Below are 18698 nucleotides of genomic sequence, written 5' to 3' on the forward strand. Positions count from 1 at the left end.
TCACCTCTATAAATTTTTAGATAACATTTTTCGATGAGTATGTATCGACATCACGATACCAAACCCGGCCATCAGCACTATCAGCGCCGAGCCTCCGTAGCTGACCAAAGGCAAAGGTACGCCAACCACAGGTAAAATTCCACTTACCATACCTATGTTAACAAACACATAGACAAAGAGTATCAGCATTAGTCCGCCAACCATAACTCGGCCGAAGGTGGTTTGTGCATGAGCTGCAATCACCAAACCCCGCATAATCAGGCACAGATAGAGAGCTAATAACACCAGCACACCGATTAAACCTAACTCTTCTGCCAGCACGGCAAAGATAAAATCTGTATGACGTTCTGGCAGGAATTCCAACTGTGATTGAGTTCCGTGCAGCCAGCCTTTACCTGATAACCCACCGGAACCAATAGCAATTTTTGACTGAATAATATGATAACCAGCACCGAGCGGATCACTTTCTGGGTCTAGCAGCATCATCACGCGATCTCGCTGATAGCCATGCATCAGGAAGAACCAGAGAATAGGAATAAATGCCGCAACCAAAATGGCTGCAATGGCAATTAAACGCCAGCTCATACCGGAAAGGAACAGAACAAATAATCCGGAAGCTGCTATCAGGATAGAGGTGCCCAGATCGGGTTGTGCGGCCACCAATAAGGTTGGCATAAAGATTAAAATCAGTGCGATACTGGTATTTTTCAATGATGGGGGGCAGACGTCGCGGTTCATAAAGCGTGCGACCATTAAGGGAACCGCAATTTTCGCAATTTCAGAGGGTTGGAAGCGAATAAAACCCAAATCCAGCCAGCGCTGCGCACCTTTACTGATTTGACCAAATGCATCAACTAAGACCAGTAAAATGACACAGACAAAATAGAGATAAGGTGCCCAGCTTTCATAGACGCGAGGCGGGATCTGCGCCATGACCAGCATCACAACCAGGCCCATCGCAATTTGACCGACCTTGCGTTCCATCATACCCATGTCTTGCCCGCTGGCGCTCCACATCACGAAGGCGCTATAAGCCAGTAGCGCCAGTACGCAAAGCAGAAACGGCAGGTCAATGTGCATTTTGTACCACAAAGAACCTTTTTGTTGATTATCAGTCATGAGTTACCTTAATCCGCTGCAACTAATCTGCTTTAGCTAGTCTGCTTCAACGCCCGGAGGCAGAGGAGCTGCATCCGGTAATTCAGTGTTGTTATCGCCCAATAAGATATGGTCGAGAATTTGACGGGTAATCGTCCCTACCGCAGGCCCGGCCCCGCCATTTTCTAAAATCATGGCGACAGATACCGTCGGATTCTCGTAGGGGGCAAACGCAACCATTAACTTGTGGTCGCGCAAGTGCTCGGCTACTTTGTGGGCATTATAGGTTTCATAGCTATAAACCTGCGCGGTACCGGATTTGGCTGCTGCCTTATACGGCGTACCTTCAAAGAACTTACGCCCCGTTCCGTTCGGGCGGTTTGCCACGCCATACATGCCATCTTTGGCAATTTCCCAGTAGCCAGAGTGAATATCGCCAATCTGAGTACTGTCTTCCTGCTTATAAGGCACTAAAACGCCATCAATACGGGTGCTTTGCAGCAAATGAGGTGTTTTAACGGCACCATCATTGATCAGGGTCATCAGGGCTTTTGCCATCTGAATAGGCGTGGCAGTCCAATAGCCCTGACCGATACCTACGGGGATGGTATCCCCTTGATACCAAGGTTTTTTATGGCGTTTTTGTTTCCATTCACGGGTCGGCATGAGGCCAGCCCGCTCTTCAGATAAGTCGATGCCAGTGTATTCACCGTAACCGAATTTGCTCATCCATGAGGATAAACGGTCAATCCCCATGTCATATGCTACCTGATAGAAGAAGGTGTCGGCCGATTCTTCCAACGCTTTGGTGACATTCAGCCGGCCATGACCCCATTTCTTCCAGTCGCGAAAACGTTTTTCCGAACCGGGCAACTGCCACCAACCGGGATCAAACAGGCTGGTGTTTTTGGTGATAACTCCGGCGCTGAGAGCCGAAACCGCAATATAGGGTTTTACCGTCGAGGCGGGCGGGTATACCCCTTGAGTGGCGCGGTTGATCAATGGGCGGTTCGGGTCGTTCAATAACCCTTGATAATCTTTATTAGAAATACCATCGACAAACAAGTTCGGGTCATAGCTTGGGTTTGACACTAAGGCCAATATGCCACCGGTGCGCGGATCTGTTACCACTACTGCCGCACGGCTACCACTTAACAACTGCTCAATATAGGTTTGCAGGTGCAAATCGAGAGTCAGATAAATGTCTTTACCGGCTTGCGGTGGTTGCTCATGTAATTGGCGGATCACCCGGCCACGGTTATTAACTTCAACTTCTTCATAACCGGTTTTGCCGTGTAATACGGATTCATAATAGCGCTCAATACCCAGCTTGCCGATATCGTGGGTGGCGGCATAGTTCGCGAGAATGCCTTCTTTATCCAGCCGCTCAACATCTTTGTCGTTAATCTTGGAAACGTAGCCGATAACATGAGTCAGTGCTGAGCCATAAGGGTAGAAGCGGCGTTGATAGCCTTTGACCTCAATGCCAGGGAAGCGGAACTGGTTAACCGCGAAACGAGCGACCTGCACTTCGGTCAGCGGCGTTTTAACCGCAATTGAAGTAAAGCGACGTGAGCGCTTACGCTCTTTTTCAAAGTTGGCGATATCCTCATCCGTCAGATCCACTATCGGGCGCAGTGCATTGAGGGTCGCGGGGAGGTCTTCAATTTTTTCCGGCATCAGTTCTAACTGATAAATCGTCCGGTTCATTGCCAGCGGAGTGCCGTTACGGTCAAATATCATACCGCGGCTAGGGGCGATAGGAACCAGCTTAATCCGGTTTTCATTGGAACGGGTGCGATAGTCTTCAAAACGGACTATCTGCAAATTGTACATGTTTGCGACCAATATCCCGCTTAGCAGCAGGATACCGAGGAAAGCCACAAGGGCACGGCGGACAAACAAGGCTGACTCAGCCGAATAGTCGCGAAAAGGATTAGGTTCTTTTTTCATCCCACTGCTATTTCATTTTGCCCAAAACCAGCGTCTTACTCAGAGCCATCACTTTACTCAGGTTCATCGCCCGCTTATTCCCGATGATAAGGGTGATTGGTCGTAATACTCCAGGCACGATAGAGGCTCTCCGCCACTAAAACGCGCACTAAAGGATGAGGTAGCGTCAACGGAGAGAGCGACCAGCTCTGCTCTGCGGCGGCTTTACAGGCCGGGGCTAACCCCTCAGGCCCGCCAATCAGCAGACTGACATCACGGCCATCCTGCTTCCAGCGTTCTAATTGCTGAGCTAACTGCGGGGTCTCCCAGGGAGTACCTGGGATATCCAGCGTGACAATACGGTTGTTTTTGCCAACCGCTGCCAGCATCAGCTCGCCTTCTTTTTCCAAAATGCGTTTGATATCCGCATTTTTGCCCCGTTTACCTGCGGGTATCTCTACCAGCTCGAAGGGCATATCCTTGGGAAAGCGGCGCAGGTAATCGATAAAACCGGTCTGCACCCAGTCTGGCATTTTGGTGCCGACGGCTACCAGTTGCAGTTTCACCGCTTAGCTCCAGAGCTTTTCCAGTTCATACATACGGCGGCTTTCTTCTTGCATCACATGCACAATCACTTCGCCTAAATCGACCACGACCCAGTCAGAGACACCCTGACCTTCGATACCAAAAGGTATCATGCCTGCCGCGCGGGATTCTTGAACCAGGTTATCAGCCAACGCCATCACATGGCGAGTGGAGGTACCGGTACAAATAATCATGTAATCAGTGATGCTGGACTTACCCTGAACATCCAGAGTAATAATGTCCTGGCCTTTCAAATCATCGAGCTTGTCGATAACAAATTCTTGGAGCGCTTTACCTTGCAAAGGTTCCCCCTCGGGTGATTTCTGTCTATACCCTTTGTCCTTGAAGTTGCCGGGGTGTTAGCTGCACTTTCTCACCCGAATCACTTACTCATGTAAGCTCATCGGGATTCGTGCGCTGGCTGCCTACCTGCAACGTCAAGTTCTTTGGGTATTAACGTTCTTCCGTATTGTTTGCAGGAGATCCCGCGAACAGTTACCGGTATGAACAGTTAGAATGTAACGGTTTTTCAGCGAATACCTGAAATTTAGCGGCGGAGTATAACATGGGTCAATGCATCGCGATATAAACCCTCAGTTCCTCAGCCGCGATATAAACCTTGTAACTCAATATATCGCTGTACAGCCCGTGGCAGCAGATCATCGCAACTTTCGCCGTTATGACGCCGATGGCGAATATCTGTGGCAGAAATGTCCAGTAAAGGCGTATCTGCCAGATAGATTGCACCATGCGGCCGCAGGCTCAGTGCCTGTGGATCAAAAACGCGATGAGCATCAAGCCATTGCTGTAACTCTGGTGTTTCCAGAGTTTGCGCATAACCTGGGCGAGCGCACACTAACAAATGACACACATCTAACAATGATTGCCAGCGATGCCACTTATGCAGCGATAATAATGAATCTTGCCCAATAATAAACGCTAAGGGGCGTTCAGCACCACGTTCTTTACGAAGTGATTCCAAGGTATCAATGGTGAATGATGGGGCATCACGCAATAACTCTCGTGAATCAACACTGAACAATGGGTTGCCGGCCACAGCCAGTTCGACCATTTTTAGCCGCTGCTGCGCATTGGCCTCAGGTTGAGGGCGATGAGGTGGGACATGGTTAGGTAACAAGATAATGTGTTGTAAACCCACTTGTTGAGCCAATGCTTCAACTGGCTTTAAATGGCCATAATGAATGGGATCAAAAGTACCGCCGAACAGGGCATAGAGGGTGCGAGTCGGGGATTTATTGGGCATCAAAAAAGCTCTCAGGTAAAATTTTTCCACACATCAGCATAGATAGTGTTTCTAACTCCGGCCAGATTGACTGACCGTAATCCTGCTTCAGGCGAACTTCCATCTGTGACAATAAACGCACGGCCTGTTGCAGTTGTGGCATCGAAAGACGTTGTAACGCTTGAGTCATCATCGGACGACGATTTTGCCACACTTTAAATTGATCAAATAATGTTCGCAGTGGCACCTGCTCCATCCGGCGCTTTAGTGTTAGCAGTTGTAATAGCTCGCGCTGGAGTGTGCGTAGCAAGATAACTGGCTCACTGTCTTCCTGCTGTAATTGTTGCAGGATATGCCAGGCGCGTTTGCTTTTCCCCGCCAGCAAAGCATCAAGCCAGTGGTAAGGGGTGAAATGTGCGGCATCGTTGACGGCTTGCTCTACTTTGGGCAGTGTTAATTTACCGTCCGGATAGAGTAATGATAGGCGTTCCAATGCCTGTGATAACGCCAGCAGGTTACCCTCATAGCAGTAACAAAGTAGCTGAACGGCGGCATCATCAATATCTAAATTTAGGCTTTTGGCGCGTGTGCTTACCCAACGAGGGAGTTGAGCCTGTTCTGGTGTCTGGCAGCTGACGAACACCGAATTTGGGCTGAGAGCTTTAAACCATGCGCTGTTTTCTTGTGCTTTTGTTAGCTTATTGGCACGTAATATCAACAAAATGTCTGGGTGCAAAAGGCCGGATAATTTGACCAATTGTTCATTCATCGGTGCGGTTAACCCACTGTCAGGGAAGCTCAATAGCAGTGTCTGGCGGCTGGCAAATAAACTCAGCGCCTGACAAAGGCTAAAGATATTCTCCCATTCAGTGTGAGCATCCAGCGCAAAACTGAAATGCTCGCTGAAATCATGCGTTGCTGCCACACGGCGAATATGGTCCTGACTTTCCTGTAATAACAAGGGTTCGTTACCACACAACAGATAACAAGCGCGCAGCCCCTCATGGAGCTGCGCGACAAGTTGTTCAGGATAAACTCGAATCATTGGGCAGGGGTACTGACGGCAGGTTTGCCAATATTAATTTCTTCGACATCAGCCATTTTAGCTGCACCGGTAGCACGCTTACTGCTGGTGAGTGTATCGCCATTTTCCTGCGCATTTTTTATTTCCGCAGCATGTACCACCAACAGCTTACGCACTAGCTGTTGCGCTGCCTGATCACGCATTTCCTGACGCAGCACTTCGGCTTCAGCTTCTTTCGCCAGTGCGGTTAACGGGTTATCGAAGAAGGTACGGAAGATATTCACCCGAATTGGGTAAATATCATGACCTGGAATCAATACTTGCGCCTGAACGTGTAATACCAACTGATACTCGGCTGTCACGCCGTTGCGGAAGATAGACACGGTATCCTGATTTTCGGATGAACCGATAATCCGCAGCGCTGGCAAGTCCTTACGCATCGGGTCATCAACAATAGTGACGTTACTTAAACGCAATTGTTGGCGTATCGCACGGGTTAACGGCCCATAAGGATCGCTACTTTCCAGCAACAGTTTTTGCAGCTCAGGTGGCACCTGAGTGGTGCCCCGCAGATTAAAGCCACAGCCAGCAGTGACCAGCACCGCCAACCCCAGCAACAGCATCAGAATACGATGTCGCACAACTCCTCCTTGCCTTAACCCACAACCAGGTTAAGCAGTTTGCCAGGGACATAGATGACTTTACGTACGGTAACTCCATCCAGGTATTTAGCCACCAAGTGTTCCTGACCAGCACGTTCACGCACTTGCTGTTCAGTGGCATCGGCTGGCACAGTAATGCGGCCACGCACTTTACCATTAACCTGTACGACCACTAATTTAGAGTCTTCGACCATCGCTTGTTCATCAGCAACTGGCCATGGTGCGGTATCAATATCACCTTCGCCACCCAGCGCTTGCCACAAGCTAAAGCAAACGTGAGGCGTGAATGGATAAAGCATCCGAACCACTGCCAATAATGCTTCTTGCAGCAGAGCACGGTCTTGCTCGGTTTCCTGAGGTGCGCGACCCAGCTTGTTCATCAACTCCATCACCGCAGCAATCGCGGTATTGAAAGTTTGACGGCGGCCCACGTCATCAGTGACTTTGGCAATAGTTTTATGCAGGTCGCGGCGTAAGGATTTCTGCTCTTCCGTCAGGTTGGCAACATCCAGTGGTGCGGTTGCCCCTTTGGCGGTGTGATCATAGGCCAGACGCCAGACGCGTTTCAGGAAGCGGTTAGCTCCTTCGACACCAGATTCCTGCCATTCCAGCGTCATTTCTGCTGGTGAGGCAAACATCATAAACAGGCGCACGGTATCGGCACCGTATTTTTCTACCATGACTTGTGGGTCGATACCGTTATTTTTCGATTTCGACATTTTGCTCATGCCAGCGTAAACCAGTTCATGGCCTTCGGCATCAGTCGCTTTAATGATGCGCCCTTTATCATCACGCTCAACAATGGCGTCCACCGGTGAAACCCAGATACGCTCACCGCTTGTGCCGGTGTAGTAGAAGGCATCGGCCAACACCATGCCCTGACACAGCAGGCGTTTGGCGGGCTCATCAGAATCCACTAAACCGGCGTCGCGCAGCAATTTATGGAAGAAGCGGAAGTACATCAAGTGCATGATGGCATGTTCAATACCACCGACATATTGATCAACCGGCAGCCAATAGTTGGCGGCGGCTGGATCCAGCATGCCTTTATCAAATTGTGGGCAGGTGTAGCGCGCGTAATACCATGATGATTCCATAAAGGTATCAAAGGTATCAGTTTCACGCAGGCCCGGCACGCCATTAACGGTGGTTTTAGCCCACTCAGGATCGGCCTTTATTGGGCTGGTAATACCATCCATCACCACATCTTCCGGCAGGATAACCGGCAGTTGATCTTCTGGAGTTGGTACCACGGTGCCGTCTTCCAGTGTCACCATCGGGATAGGCGCACCCCAATAACGCTGACGGGAAACACCCCAGTCACGCAGGCGATAGTTGACTTTGCGCTGACCGACACCGAGGGCGACCAGTTTGTCGGCAACCGCATTGAAGCCATCTTCATAATTCAGACCATCAAACTCACCGGAGTTGAACAGTATGCCTTTCTCGGTCATGGCTTCCTGGCTCAAGTCTGGCTCACTGCCATCAGCAGCCAAAATAACCGGTTTGATTGGCAAATTATATTTAGTCGCAAATTCCCAGTCGCGGACATCGTGGCCCGGAACCGCCATTACCGCACCGGTGCCGTAATCCATCAAGACAAAGTTAGCCGCCCAGATAGGTAATTTTTCACCTGTCAGTGGATGGATGGCATACAGGCCGGTAGCCATGCCTTTTTTCTCCATGGTGGCCATTTCAGCTTCGGCAACCTTGGTGTTCCGGCATTCCGCGACAAAATCAGCCAGTGCAGGGTTAGTCGCTGCGGCTTGTAATGACAGCGGGTGACCAGCAGCAACAGCTACGTAAGTCACACCCATAAAGGTGTCCGGGCGCGTGGTGTAAACGGAGAGCTTCTCTTCGCTATCTGCGACGTTGAAAACGATATCAACCCCTTCAGAGCGGCCAATCCAGTTACGTTGCATGGTCTTAACTTGTTCTGGCCAGCTTTCCAGCGTGTCCAGATCATTAAGCAATTGATCAGCGTAATCAGTAATTTTAATAAACCACTGTGGGATTTCTTTACGTTCAACTTTGGTATCACAACGCCAGCAGCAGCCGTCGATAACCTGCTCGTTAGCTAAAACGGTCAGGTCGTGTGGACACCAGTTAACGGCTGAGGTCTTTTTGTAGACCATGCCTTTTTCATACAATTTGGTGAAGAACCACTGTTCCCAACGGTAGTAATCGGGTGAGCAGGTGGCAATCTCGCGATCCCAGTCATAGCCGAAGCCCAGTAATTTTAACTGGTTCTTCATGTATTCAATGTTGTCGTAAGTCCAGGGGGCCGGTGCGGTGTTGTTTTTTACCGCAGCGCCTTCAGCTGGCAGACCAAATGCATCCCAGCCGATCGGCTGTAACACGTTTTTGCCCAGCATGCGCTGGTAACGGGAGATAACATCACCAATGGTGTAGTTACGAACGTGCCCCATATGTAGGCGTCCTGACGGATACGGCAGCATGGATAGGCAGTAATATTTTTCTTTGCTGGTATCTTCAGTGACTTTAAAAGTTTGCTTCTCTTGCCAGTGAAGCTGTACTTGCGTTTCGATATCTTCTGGGCGGTATTGCTCTTGCATGGCGGCCGGTGGTCCTATAGTGAAAAACAGCTACGCCTGTAGCATTATCTGTTTCATATCATAAAGAGAGATCCGCATAGCATAGCTGATAAGCGGCTGCGGCAACAACACTCAGCATCCTACTGGAGGCTTTTTCTGCGCAGTGAATGGCAGAAATCATCAAAGTGGCGCGAGAACAACCTGATGATGACGTGACTTCAGTCATTTACGACTAAAATAATTAACGTTAGCTTTAATATCAGAGTAAGTACGTGCAGATAACAGAGACGGGTAACTCAAGAAGATGAAAAACCCTATTTTCTTTGTCACAACTTTGGCTTTATCACAATTTGCTTTATCACAACCGTGGATCGAGGAGACAGTATGAACAAGGTAGCTCAATATTATCGTGAGTTGGTGGCATCACTGACTGAACGCTTGAAAAATGGTGAACGTGATATCGATAAGCTGGTGGACAGCGCTGAACAGCGGTTGGATGCCGTAGAAGAGTTATCCCGCAGTGAAGTTGAGCAAATCATTCAGGCGGTGCGGCGTGATTTGGAAGAGTTTGCTCGTAGCTATGAAGAAAGTAAGGATGAATTTACTGATAGTGTATTTATGCGCGTTATCAAAGAGAGTTTGTGGCAAGAGCTGGCTGATATCACCGATAAAACGCAATTAGAGTGGCGTGAGGTGTTTAAAGATGTCAGTCATCATGGGGTTTATCACAGCGGAGAGGTGGTCGGCTTAGGCAATCTTGTCTGTGAAAAATGCCACTATCATCTGGCTTTCTATACCCCCGAAGTGCTGCCGGTCTGCCCAAAATGCGGCCATGACCAGTTTACGCGTCGGCCATTCCAGCCTTGATAGCGGGTGGTACATATACCATCTCCCCCACCAATGTGGGGGAGATGTGATCATTAATGCAGGATTTTCGCCAGGAAGTCTTTGGCACGATCAGATTTAGGGTTGTTAAAGAAATCATCTTTGTTGCTGTCTTCGACGATTTTCCCTTCATCCATAAAAATAACCCGATTTGCCACTTTGCGAGCGAAGCCCATTTCGTGGGTGACCACCATCATGGTCATACCTTCCAGCGCCAGCTTGACCATCACATCCAGCACTTCGTTGATCATTTCTGGGTCAAGGGCCGAAGTCGGTTCGTCAAACAGCATGGCGATAGGGTCCATACACAGTGCGCGGGCAATCGCCACACGCTGTTGCTGGCCGCCAGATAACTGCGAGGGGAATTTATCCGCGTGGGTGGTAAGACCGACACGCTCTAACAGTTTTAGCCCTTTTTCTCTTGCTTCTGTTTTGTCGCGTTTGAGTACTTTAACTTGCGCCAGTGTCAGGTTTTCAATAATAGACAGGTGTGGGAATAGTTCAAAATGCTGGAATACCATGCCGACTTTAGAACGTAATTGCGCCAAATTGGTGCCTTTATCATTCACACCAATGCCATTGACCGTAATGCTGCCCTTCTGGATAGGTTCCAGCCCATTAACCGTTTTGATTAAGGTTGATTTGCCTGAGCCGGAAGGGCCGCAGACTACCACGACCTCACCTTTTTTAACTTCGGTAGTGCAGTCAGCCAGCACCTGAAAGTGGCCGTACCACTTAGAAACATTTTTCAGGGAAATCATCAAACAGTCCTTTTCTTCAAATAGTTAACCAGCATCGACGCGGAAAAACTGATAACGAAATACACCAAACCGGCAAACAGCACCATTTCGACCTGAGTACCGTCCCGCTCGCCAATCGTGGTCGCGGTGCGGAAGAAATCGGCCAGACTAAGGACATACACCAGCGATGTATCCTGAAATAACACGATCCCTTGGGTTAACAGTAATGGCACCATGGCGCGGAAAGCCTGCGGCAGGATAACCAATCTCATTGACTGGCCTTGGGTCATGCCCAGAGCCAAGGCCGCAGAGGATTGCCCACGAGAGATGCTTTGGATCCCGGCACGGATAATTTCTGAGTAATAAGCCGCTTCAAATAATGAAAAGGCTACCATGGCAGAGATTAAGCGAATATCAGTTTTTGGTGATAAGCCCAGCACATTTTGTAATAAGCTCGGCACGACCAGATAAAACCACAACAGCACCATGACCAACGGAATAGAGCGGAACACGTTGACATAGGCGGTAGCGAACCAGCTGATAGCTTTAACCGGCGATAGGCGCATCACCGCCAGAACTGTGCCCCACACTATGCCGAACACAATGGCGATGAGGGTTATTTTGGCGGTAACCGCCAAACCTTGCAGCAGGTATGGCAGGCTGGGTGCGATGGAACTCCAATCAAATTCGTACATTATTTACTCCCCAGATTGCCGGGTAACTGCACTTTCTTTTCAACTAACCGCATCAACAGCATGATCACGGCGTTGATCAGTACATATCCAAGGGTGATGGCAGTGAATGACTCATAGGCGTGAGCCGAGTAATCGAGCAATTTACCCGCCTGCGCAGCCATATCTACCAGCCCGATGGTTGATGCAATGGCTGAGTTTTTTACCAGGTTGAGCATTTCTGAAGTCATCGGGGGAATAATTACCCGATAAGCATTGGGCAATAAAACATAGCGATAAGTCTGTGGCAGGGTTAATCCCATCGCCAGACCGGCCGCTTTTTGGCCTCGAGGTAGTGATTGGATCCCAGCTCGAACCTGCTCACAAACACGGGCGGCGGTAAATAAGCCAAGGCACATCATTGATGAGAGGAAGAACTGTATATTCGGATCCAATTCGCTTTTGAACCACATGCCAAGATCGGCTGGCAATAATTCAGGGACCACCAAATACCAGGTAAAGAATTGCACAATCAGCGGCACATTACGGAATAGCTCTACGTAACAGGCCCCAATACTAGATAAAATGCGGTTGGGGACTGTTCTTAAAATCCCAAATAAAGAACCGACGAAAAAAGCGATAACCCAAGCGCATAATGATAATGCGACAGTGACCTGAAAGCCGGACCAGATCCAGCCAAGATAGGTGGTATTACCGAAAGGTGCCGGTTGCAGAAAAATGCCCCAGTTCCAGTCTATTGACATAAAAAACTCCCTTAAAAGGATGGGTAAGCCACCCTGATGACTGATGATTCAATGCGTTGCGGCCTCCCGAGGGTGAACAAAAAAATGCGGAGTGGGGAACGGCCACCCCGCATCCTGTCTACCAATCGGTCCATCATCAATCTGTAGGGCTAGCAGAGCTGGCCCTGATTATTATTGTTAGTTCAATGCTTTATCGTTAGGGGCTTTGAACAGCACCTTCATCTCATCAGACAGTGAGAAATTCAGGTTAAGATTTTTCGGTGGAATTGGGTTTTTGAACCAACGGTCAAAGGACTTCTCAGCCACACCAGAGGTTTGTGCGGTTGCGATGGTTTCATCCAACAGAGTTTTAAAGGCTGGATCGTTTTTACGTAGCATGCAGCCGTAGGCTTCCTGAGATTGTGGCGTACCGACGATATCCCACTGGTCTGGTTTCTTGGCTTTGGCACGTTCGCCAGCCAGCAAGGCATCATCCATCATAAAGGCGACAGCACGGCCACTTTCCAGGGTACGGAAAGAATCGCCGTGGTCTTTGGCGCTGATGATGCGCATGTTCATCTTATCTTTTTCATTCAATTTATTGAGCAACACTTCAGAGGTGGTACCGGAGGTAACGACCACTGGTTTCCCTGCCAAGTCTTTGAAATCTTTAACTTCAGAACCTTTTTTGGTCAGCAGACGCGTACCGACAACAAAAATAGTGTTAGAGAACGCGGCTTGTTGCTGGCGTTCCAGGTTGTTGGTGGTAGAGCCACACTCGAAATCAAAGGTCCCGTTTTGCAGTAATGGAATACGGTTCTGCGAAGTGATGGGGATCAGTTTTACCTGGAGGTCTGGGGCATTAAGTTTTTTCTTGATCGCATCGACGATCAGATTGGAATAATCTTGTGAATAACCCACGACTTTCTGCTGGTTATCGTAGTAAGAGAATGGAACGGAAGACTCACGGTGACCGACGACGATAACGCCGTTATCTTTGATCTTCTTCAGTGTGTCAACCGAAGCATCTGGTTTTGCTGCATCTTCTGCATGGGCAACACCACTTGCCATCCCAGCTAACAGTAGCGCTAACGCCAATTTACGCATATGCATGTCCAACTCCTTTGATGTTGTTTTTTACTTAATGTTTTCTGACTCGATGTTGTGATACTTAAAATGTAGTCATGTGACAAACGTGAAATGCCAAAAACTGTCTTATTTTGTTGCGCTTGTATAACCACAGATATTTGTTGGTTAACAGGCTATTTTCATTGTTACTTGTATCAGATTATCTTTAAAAAATAGCCAATTGTTATGCAAGTGATGAATAAATGTTTGTTTTTTGAGACGCAAATCGCACCAAAGAGAGGCAATAAAACACTAGCGCACTAATGCGGTGCGTGGTTCGCCCCATAAATGTGCACGCCAGCAATGGCAATTCCCTCATTTGAAACAGACCTCATCTATACAGCGGGGCTATGCCCTTTGAACACTTAATACAAAGCAGAAATTGGTGGATAGCTAACACTATTTGATTAGAAACGATGCAAGGTCTGTGCCAGTCGCGGAAAACAGGGAGGATAAATAGCCCTGTTTATCAGAGCTATGAAATATCATTCGGGGGCGGTGGGTTAATTAATCAGTCGCCGAAGATGGCATACTATCGATTAGATTAACTATTGGTCATTTTTATAGCAGGTTAACTTAACTGGTGATTATTGATTGCCAGATGAGCTTTAAAAACTTCCAGTGCCGTTGGAACACTTTCTTTAGCGGCATGTTTCTCTGGGTTCCACAGGTCGGCAAAGGTGATTGCGCGGCCACAGTGGATAAATACCTCATCGACTTCGATCACTAACACACTGCGGGCCGGTTGGTCATTTTGGCTAAAACGCTCGCACAGTTCAGGGTCGACGGAAATTTTTGCCCGGCCATTAACCCGAAAACCTTCTGTCCAGCCAGGGATCAGGAACAAGATGCCGACAAAAGGGTTATGCAATAGATTGCGGATACCATCCAGACGGTTATTGCCTGGTCGGTCTGGCAGCATCAGTGTCTTGCTGTCCTGCACATGAATAAAACCCGGTTCGCCACCTTTAGGTGAACAGTCGATTCCGTTGGCACCCAGCGTTCCCAATACTGCGAATGGCGCGGCGGCAATCAGTTTTTTGGCATAATCATCAATATGATCAATTTGTTTCTTCAACACATTCTTATTAGGCGCGGCGTAATGTTCGCTTAATTGCGCTTCAGTTGTGAGGATAAATTCAGGTTTCAGTGACATAACGATGCTCAAGTTACGGGGTTATTTTTATCAGCTCGACATTTCTTGTCAGAGCGACAACGGGCGGCGCGGTATAGCGTTAATGCCCCCAGTATCAGCGTGATAATCCACATTGGCCACGAACCAAACCGGGCATAAGGGGTAATACCGGTAGTCGGTGTGACCTTAACTTCCAGCACTTGCTGAGTAAATTGTGGAATTTGCGCCAGGACTTCACCGCTTGGGCCAACTGCCGCTGTTATACCATTATTGGTACTGCGCAACAGAGGACGACCCAATTCAAGCGCGCGCATACGTGCCATTTGGAAATGCTGCCACGGGCCGATAGAGTGACCAAACCATGCATCATTGGAGACCGTCAGCAAGAAGTTGGTATCGGGGTTGAAGTTGTCCCGAACCTGTTGACCCAAGACGATTTCATAGCAAATAGCGGCCGTTAGGTTAAATCCAGCCACATTAAGCTGTGGTTGCACATAGCCACCTCGGCTGAAAGATGACATCGGTAAATCAAAGAACGGCGCGAGTGGGCGCAGCAGTGTTTCCAGCGGCACAAACTCGCCAAAGGGCACCAGGTGGTGTTTGCTGTAGCGGTTGCGAGTTGGATACTGGTAAGGTTCTTTATCCCCCAATACGATAATACTGTTGAAGAAGTGGTATCCCTTGCCTTCAGGGCGGCGCTGGGCATCAACAATACCGGTAATCAGGCTGCTGTGGTTTGCCCGCATCAGACCATCAACCATCGTCAGGAAGGTCGTTTGATCGGTTTCAATATCAGGGATAGCAGATTCCGGCCAAATGATAATGGGGGCTTTCCCCATAAATGGGCGCGTTTCATCGAGATAAATTTGTAAGGTCTTAAGCAGGATTTTGGGATCCCACTTCATTGACTGAGCAATGTTACCTTGCACCATCGCGATATTAACTGCGCGTTCAGGTTGTGGAGTAAACCAATGCAACTGGCGCAGCGGCCAGGGTAACAATAACATTGCTATGGCAATTATTGCCGCAGTGATACGGCGTTGATAGCAGGCGTAAACCAGTAATCCACTGATCGACATCAGTATAAAGGTGATGCCATCGACACCGAGAATAGGCGCAATACCACGCAGTGGGCCGTTTATTTGGCTGTAGCCAAATTGCAGCCACGGGAAGCCAGTTAATACCCAGCCGCGCAAGAACTCAGTTAACTGCCATACCACAGGTGCCGCAATAGCCAGTCGCCACCAGGTTGTTTTAGGGCATACGCGGGCTAATAAACCGGCAAATAGCATGGTGTAGAGCGAGAGATAGGCCGCCAGTAATACCACCAGGAAGATATTGATGGCTGTCGGCATGCCGCCAAATTCGGCGATGCTGACATAGACCCAGTTAATACCTGTACCAAATAGCCCCATACCCCAACAAAAACCGATAAAAGCAGCTTGTTTGGTGCTACGGTTCAATGTCAGGCTGAGTAAGCCAAACAGCGAGACAATAGCTGCGGGCCAACTATCAAAGGGGGAATAGGCCAGCGTACCGCAGGCGCCAAAAAATAGCGCCAGTAGGGCGCGAACCCACTGGCGTTGAAGGTATGAAGCGATAGGCATCGAGGATTTATTCTTCCAGTTTGGGTTGCGGAGCATCATCCGGGATTTTCACATGAACCTGAATGATACGTCGGCTATCCGCCATGGCAACTTTAAATAAGTAACCTTCAATTTCAATGGTTTCACCGCGAGCAGGTAAATGACCAAACGCCTGCATCACTAAACCACCGATGGTGTCTACTTCATCGTCGCTGAAATGGGTGTTGAAGACTTCATTGAAATCTTCAATGGGTGTCAGCGCACGAATCGTGTATGTGTGCCGACTGAGTTGACGAACATCTCTGTCTTCTTCATCGTCATACTCATCTTCAATTTCGCCAACGATCAGCTCAAGAATATCTTCAATGGTCACCAGGCCAGAAACGCCACCAAACTCATCAATGACAATAGCCATGTGATAGCGTTGAGAGCGGAACTCTTTCAGCATCCGATCGACACGCTTACTTTCTGGCACAACAACCGCCGTCCGTAAAACTTTATCAATGCTGAATGGCTCAGAATCTGTGCGCATAAACGGCAGCAAATCCTTGGCCATCAGAATGCCTTCAATGTGATCTTTATCTTCACTGATCACCGGAAAGCGGGAGTGAGCAGATTCAATAATGACATCCAGACACTCATCCAGCGTTTGATTACGCTTTAATGTGACCATCTGAGAGCGGGGGATCATGATGTCCCGTACGCGCTGTTCGGCGATATCCATCACCCCTTCCAGCATGTCGCGGGTATCGGGATCGATCAGATCGTTTTGCTCAGAATCACGGATAAGCTCTACCAGATCGCCACGGTTTTTGGGTTCGCCGTGGAATAACTGGTTAAGGATGAGAGTAAAGAACCCTTTCTTGGGACTGGGGCTATCATTGTTTTGTGAGTGGTCGTCGCTCATGGCGTTTTAGTTAAGTTTACCCATGTAAGATTATATTTTATCGGCAGTGGTAAACACACACTGCCGACAGCTTTTTACTGATACCCAGTCAGATAATACCTACCTGTGGTGGGTTTACTCGGGGTCTTTCTCTGAAATATACGGGTCTGGGTAGCCCAAACTTTGCATTATTTCAGTCTCAATCGACTCCATTTCTTCTGCTTCATCGTCAACGATATGGTCATACCCTAGCAGATGCAGACTGCCGTGAACAACCATATGCGCCCAATGAGCCAATAGTGCTTTCTCTTGCTCAACCGCTTCTTGTTCAACTACCTGACGACAAATGATCAAATCACCCAGTAGTGGCAGCTCAATCTCAGGTGGGGCCTCAAATGGAAAAGACAAGACATTGGTTGGTTTATCTTTACCGCGATAGGTGAGATTCAGCTCATGGCTTTCTGCTTCATCAACCACACGGATGGTGACTTCAGAGACTTCCTGAAATTGAGGTAATACTGCTTCCAACCAATGCTGAAAATCTGCTTCGGTCGGTAAACCCTGGCTGTCAGCGCAGGCAATTTGTAAATCGAGAATAACCTGGCTCACGGAGCCTCCTGCTCAGACGGGGTGTGAGTTTCCCGCTTACGTTGTTCGGCGATGGCATCTTTACGTTTTTGTTCAGCAGCTTCCCAAGCTTCATAAGCAATGACCACGCGGGCGACGACGGGGTGGCGCACCACATCTTCGCTATGGAAGAAGTTAAAACTCAGCTCTTCTACCCCTGATAACACTTCAATGGCATGGCTTAAGCCGGACTTCTGATGGCGTGGCAAGTCAGTTTGTGTGACATCACCGGTAATTACCGCTTTAGAGTTGAAGCCCATGCGGGTCAGGAACATTTTCATCTGTTCGATGGTGGTGTTCTGGCTTTCATCTAAAATGATAAATGCATCATTCAGTGTGCGGCCGCGCATATACGCCAGCGGAGCCACTTCAATCACATTGCGCTCAATCAGTTTCTCCACTCGCTCAAAGCCCAGCATTTCAAACAGAGCATCATAGAGTGGGCGCAGATAAGGATCGACTTTTTGGCTAAGATCGCCGGGTAAAAAGCCCAGTTTCTCACCGGCTTCAACCGCCGGGCGAGTTAGCAAAATGCGTCGTACGTTTTGGCGCTCCAGAGCATCAACTGCTGCAGCAACGGCCAGATAGGTCTTACCGGTACCGGCTGGCCCAATCCCGAAAGTAATATCATGATCGAGAATATTAGCAATGTATTGTGCCTGATTTGGTGTGCGAGGCTTGACCATCCCGCGCTTGGTACGAATGTTAACAGCTTTGCCGTAATCCGGTACACTCTCGGCGGTTTGTTCTAACACGCGACTTTCTTTCACCGCGAGGTGAATAGCTTCGGGATCGATATCGGGGATAACACCACGGATAGGGGCCGTATCAACATACAGATGGCGCAGGATATCTGCCGCTGCAACCACGCAGATATTCTTACCGACTAACTTGAAACGGTTATCACGACGATTAATTTCAATACCTAACCGGCGTTCTAACTGCTTGATGTTGTCATCAAAAGGGCCGCATAAACTCAGCAGGCGCTGATTATCGGCGGGTTCCAGCAAGATTTCTTGTGTCACTACGTGCAAACTGTTTCTCTGAGTCACTGCGTTCCTCTGGGTCACTAAGGGCCGGTTTATTTGAAGCCTGACTGCCATTCCCACTATAGGGGGATATTATTCGCTGATATAACGTCAATCATACATGTCATCTGTGAATTATTCATGGTGCACCGTGTGGACGCAAGTGTGCG

The 18698-nt window shown here is 48.7% G+C and carries 18 protein-coding genes; 1 reads left to right on the top strand and 17 read right to left on the bottom strand.

Translation table 11 applies throughout. From position 1 onward, the window contains the following. Nucleotides 1-6: 6 nt before the first annotated feature. From mrdB to leuS, 8 genes are all read right to left on the bottom strand, one after another. On the bottom strand, nt 7-1119 hold the full coding sequence (gene mrdB / locus FGL26_RS00430) for a peptidoglycan glycosyltransferase MrdB (protein WP_005167889.1): 1113 nt from the start codon (nt 1117-1119) through the stop codon (nt 7-9). Nucleotides 1120-1155: 36 nt separating this feature from the next. Next, nucleotides 1156-3051, bottom strand: coding sequence for a peptidoglycan DD-transpeptidase MrdA (mrdA, locus tag FGL26_RS00435; protein WP_005167891.1), 1896 nt, complete (start codon nt 3049-3051; stop codon nt 1156-1158). A 74-nt stretch (nt 3052-3125) separates the two neighbouring features. Beyond that, nucleotides 3126-3596 (bottom strand): 23S rRNA (pseudouridine(1915)-N(3))-methyltransferase RlmH, encoded by a 471-nt coding sequence (gene rlmH, locus FGL26_RS00440; RefSeq protein WP_004390602.1) that lies wholly within the window; start codon nt 3594-3596, stop codon nt 3126-3128. A 3-nt stretch (nt 3597-3599) separates the two neighbouring features. Further along, complete coding sequence (gene rsfS / locus FGL26_RS00445; protein WP_005167894.1) at nt 3600-3917, bottom strand: ribosome silencing factor; 318 nt, start codon at nt 3915-3917, stop codon at nt 3600-3602. A 299-nt stretch (nt 3918-4216) separates the two neighbouring features. Continuing rightward, nucleotides 4217-4879, bottom strand: a complete 663-nt coding sequence (nadD, locus tag FGL26_RS00450; protein ID WP_005167896.1) for a nicotinate-nucleotide adenylyltransferase — start codon at nt 4877-4879, stop codon at nt 4217-4219. Continuing rightward, nucleotides 4869-5903 (bottom strand): DNA polymerase III subunit delta, encoded by a 1035-nt coding sequence (gene holA / locus FGL26_RS00455; protein WP_005167898.1) that lies wholly within the window; start codon nt 5901-5903, stop codon nt 4869-4871. The genes nadD and holA overlap by 11 nt, the downstream gene beginning before the upstream one ends. Next, nucleotides 5900-6523, bottom strand: coding sequence for an LPS assembly lipoprotein LptE (gene lptE, locus FGL26_RS00460; protein ID WP_011816836.1), 624 nt, complete (start codon nt 6521-6523; stop codon nt 5900-5902). Before lptE ends, holA begins: the two co-directional genes overlap by 4 nt. A 14-nt stretch (nt 6524-6537) precedes the next feature. Then, nucleotides 6538-9120 carry a leucine--tRNA ligase gene (gene leuS, locus FGL26_RS00465; protein WP_032912647.1) on the bottom strand — a complete coding sequence of 861 codons (2583 nt, stop codon included), beginning with the start codon at nt 9118-9120 and terminating at the stop codon, nt 6538-6540. Between the two features lie 363 nt (nt 9121-9483). Here leuS and FGL26_RS00470 point away from each other — a divergent pair, with 363 nt between their 5' ends. Next, a complete protein-coding gene (locus FGL26_RS00470; protein WP_005158404.1) occupies nt 9484-9966 on the top strand; it encodes a zinc ribbon-containing protein in 483 nt (160 codons plus the stop codon). A 53-nt stretch (nt 9967-10019) separates the two neighbouring features. On the opposite strand, the gene FGL26_RS00475 is transcribed toward FGL26_RS00470, so the two are convergent. From FGL26_RS00475 to FGL26_RS00515, 9 genes are all read right to left on the bottom strand, one after another. After that, nucleotides 10020-10745, bottom strand: a complete 726-nt coding sequence (locus FGL26_RS00475; RefSeq protein ID WP_005167914.1) for an amino acid ABC transporter ATP-binding protein — start codon at nt 10743-10745, stop codon at nt 10020-10022. Beyond that, nucleotides 10745-11419 (bottom strand): glutamate/aspartate ABC transporter permease GltK, encoded by a 675-nt coding sequence (gene gltK / locus FGL26_RS00480; RefSeq protein ID WP_005167916.1) that lies wholly within the window; start codon nt 11417-11419, stop codon nt 10745-10747. Before gltK ends, FGL26_RS00475 begins: the two co-directional genes overlap by 1 nt. Then, on the bottom strand, nt 11419-12159 hold the full coding sequence (locus FGL26_RS00485; RefSeq protein ID WP_005167917.1) for an amino acid ABC transporter permease: 741 nt from the start codon (nt 12157-12159) through the stop codon (nt 11419-11421). The genes gltK and FGL26_RS00485 overlap by 1 nt, the downstream gene beginning before the upstream one ends. A 177-nt stretch (nt 12160-12336) precedes the next feature. Then, nucleotides 12337-13251: an amino acid ABC transporter substrate-binding protein gene (locus FGL26_RS00490; RefSeq protein ID WP_005167919.1), complete on the bottom strand. Its 915-nt coding sequence runs from the start codon at nt 13249-13251 to the stop codon at nt 12337-12339. 586 nt (nt 13252-13837) lie between these two features. Beyond that, nucleotides 13838-14422 (bottom strand): MSMEG_1061 family FMN-dependent PPOX-type flavoprotein, encoded by a 585-nt coding sequence (locus tag FGL26_RS00495; RefSeq protein ID WP_005167922.1) that lies wholly within the window; start codon nt 14420-14422, stop codon nt 13838-13840. Nucleotides 14423-14430: 8 nt separating this feature from the next. Next, nucleotides 14431-16008, bottom strand: coding sequence for an apolipoprotein N-acyltransferase (gene lnt, locus FGL26_RS00500; RefSeq protein ID WP_005167924.1), 1578 nt, complete (start codon nt 16006-16008; stop codon nt 14431-14433). A 7-nt stretch (nt 16009-16015) separates the two neighbouring features. After that, nucleotides 16016-16894 carry a CNNM family magnesium/cobalt transport protein CorC gene (corC, locus tag FGL26_RS00505; protein WP_005158416.1) on the bottom strand — a complete coding sequence of 293 codons (879 nt, stop codon included), beginning with the start codon at nt 16892-16894 and terminating at the stop codon, nt 16016-16018. A 114-nt stretch (nt 16895-17008) separates the two neighbouring features. Next, nucleotides 17009-17482: an rRNA maturation RNase YbeY gene (gene ybeY, locus FGL26_RS00510; RefSeq protein ID WP_005158419.1), complete on the bottom strand. Its 474-nt coding sequence runs from the start codon at nt 17480-17482 to the stop codon at nt 17009-17011. Then, nucleotides 17479-18552, bottom strand: coding sequence for a PhoH family protein (locus FGL26_RS00515; RefSeq protein ID WP_172667443.1), 1074 nt, complete (start codon nt 18550-18552; stop codon nt 17479-17481). Before FGL26_RS00515 ends, ybeY begins: the two co-directional genes overlap by 4 nt. Nucleotides 18553-18698: the final 146 nt, after the last annotated feature.

Origin of the sequence: Yersinia enterocolitica subsp. enterocolitica (assembly GCF_901472495.1) — a bacterium.
Taxonomy (GTDB): domain Bacteria; phylum Pseudomonadota; class Gammaproteobacteria; order Enterobacterales; family Enterobacteriaceae; genus Yersinia; species Yersinia enterocolitica.

Coding starts and splice junctions, on each gene's coding strand:
- holA (WP_005167898.1), bottom strand. CDS start 5,903: ATGATTCGAGTTTATCCTGAACAACTTGTCGCGCAGCTCCATGAGGGG.
- FGL26_RS00475 (WP_005167914.1), bottom strand. CDS start 10,745: ATGATTTCCCTGAAAAATGTTTCTAAGTGGTACGGCCACTTTCAGGTG.
- corC (WP_005158416.1), bottom strand. CDS start 16,894: ATGAGCGACGACCACTCACAAAACAATGATAGCCCCAGTCCCAAGAAA.
- nadD (WP_005167896.1), bottom strand. CDS start 4,879: ATGCCCAATAAATCCCCGACTCGCACCCTCTATGCCCTGTTCGGCGGT.
- leuS (WP_032912647.1), bottom strand. CDS start 9,120: ATGCAAGAGCAATACCGCCCAGAAGATATCGAAACGCAAGTACAGCTT.
- gltK (WP_005167916.1), bottom strand. CDS start 11,419: ATGTACGAATTTGATTGGAGTTCCATCGCACCCAGCCTGCCATACCTG.
- FGL26_RS00485 (WP_005167917.1), bottom strand. CDS start 12,159: ATGTCAATAGACTGGAACTGGGGCATTTTTCTGCAACCGGCACCTTTC.
- mrdB (WP_005167889.1), bottom strand. CDS start 1,119: ATGACTGATAATCAACAAAAAGGTTCTTTGTGGTACAAAATGCACATT.
- mrdA (WP_005167891.1), bottom strand. CDS start 3,051: ATGAAAAAAGAACCTAATCCTTTTCGCGACTATTCGGCTGAGTCAGCC.
- FGL26_RS00495 (WP_005167922.1), bottom strand. CDS start 14,422: ATGTCACTGAAACCTGAATTTATCCTCACAACTGAAGCGCAATTAAGC.
- lnt (WP_005167924.1), bottom strand. CDS start 16,008: ATGCCTATCGCTTCATACCTTCAACGCCAGTGGGTTCGCGCCCTACTG.
- FGL26_RS00490 (WP_005167919.1), bottom strand. CDS start 13,251: ATGCATATGCGTAAATTGGCGTTAGCGCTACTGTTAGCTGGGATGGCA.
- FGL26_RS00470 (WP_005158404.1), top strand. CDS start 9,484: ATGAACAAGGTAGCTCAATATTATCGTGAGTTGGTGGCATCACTGACT.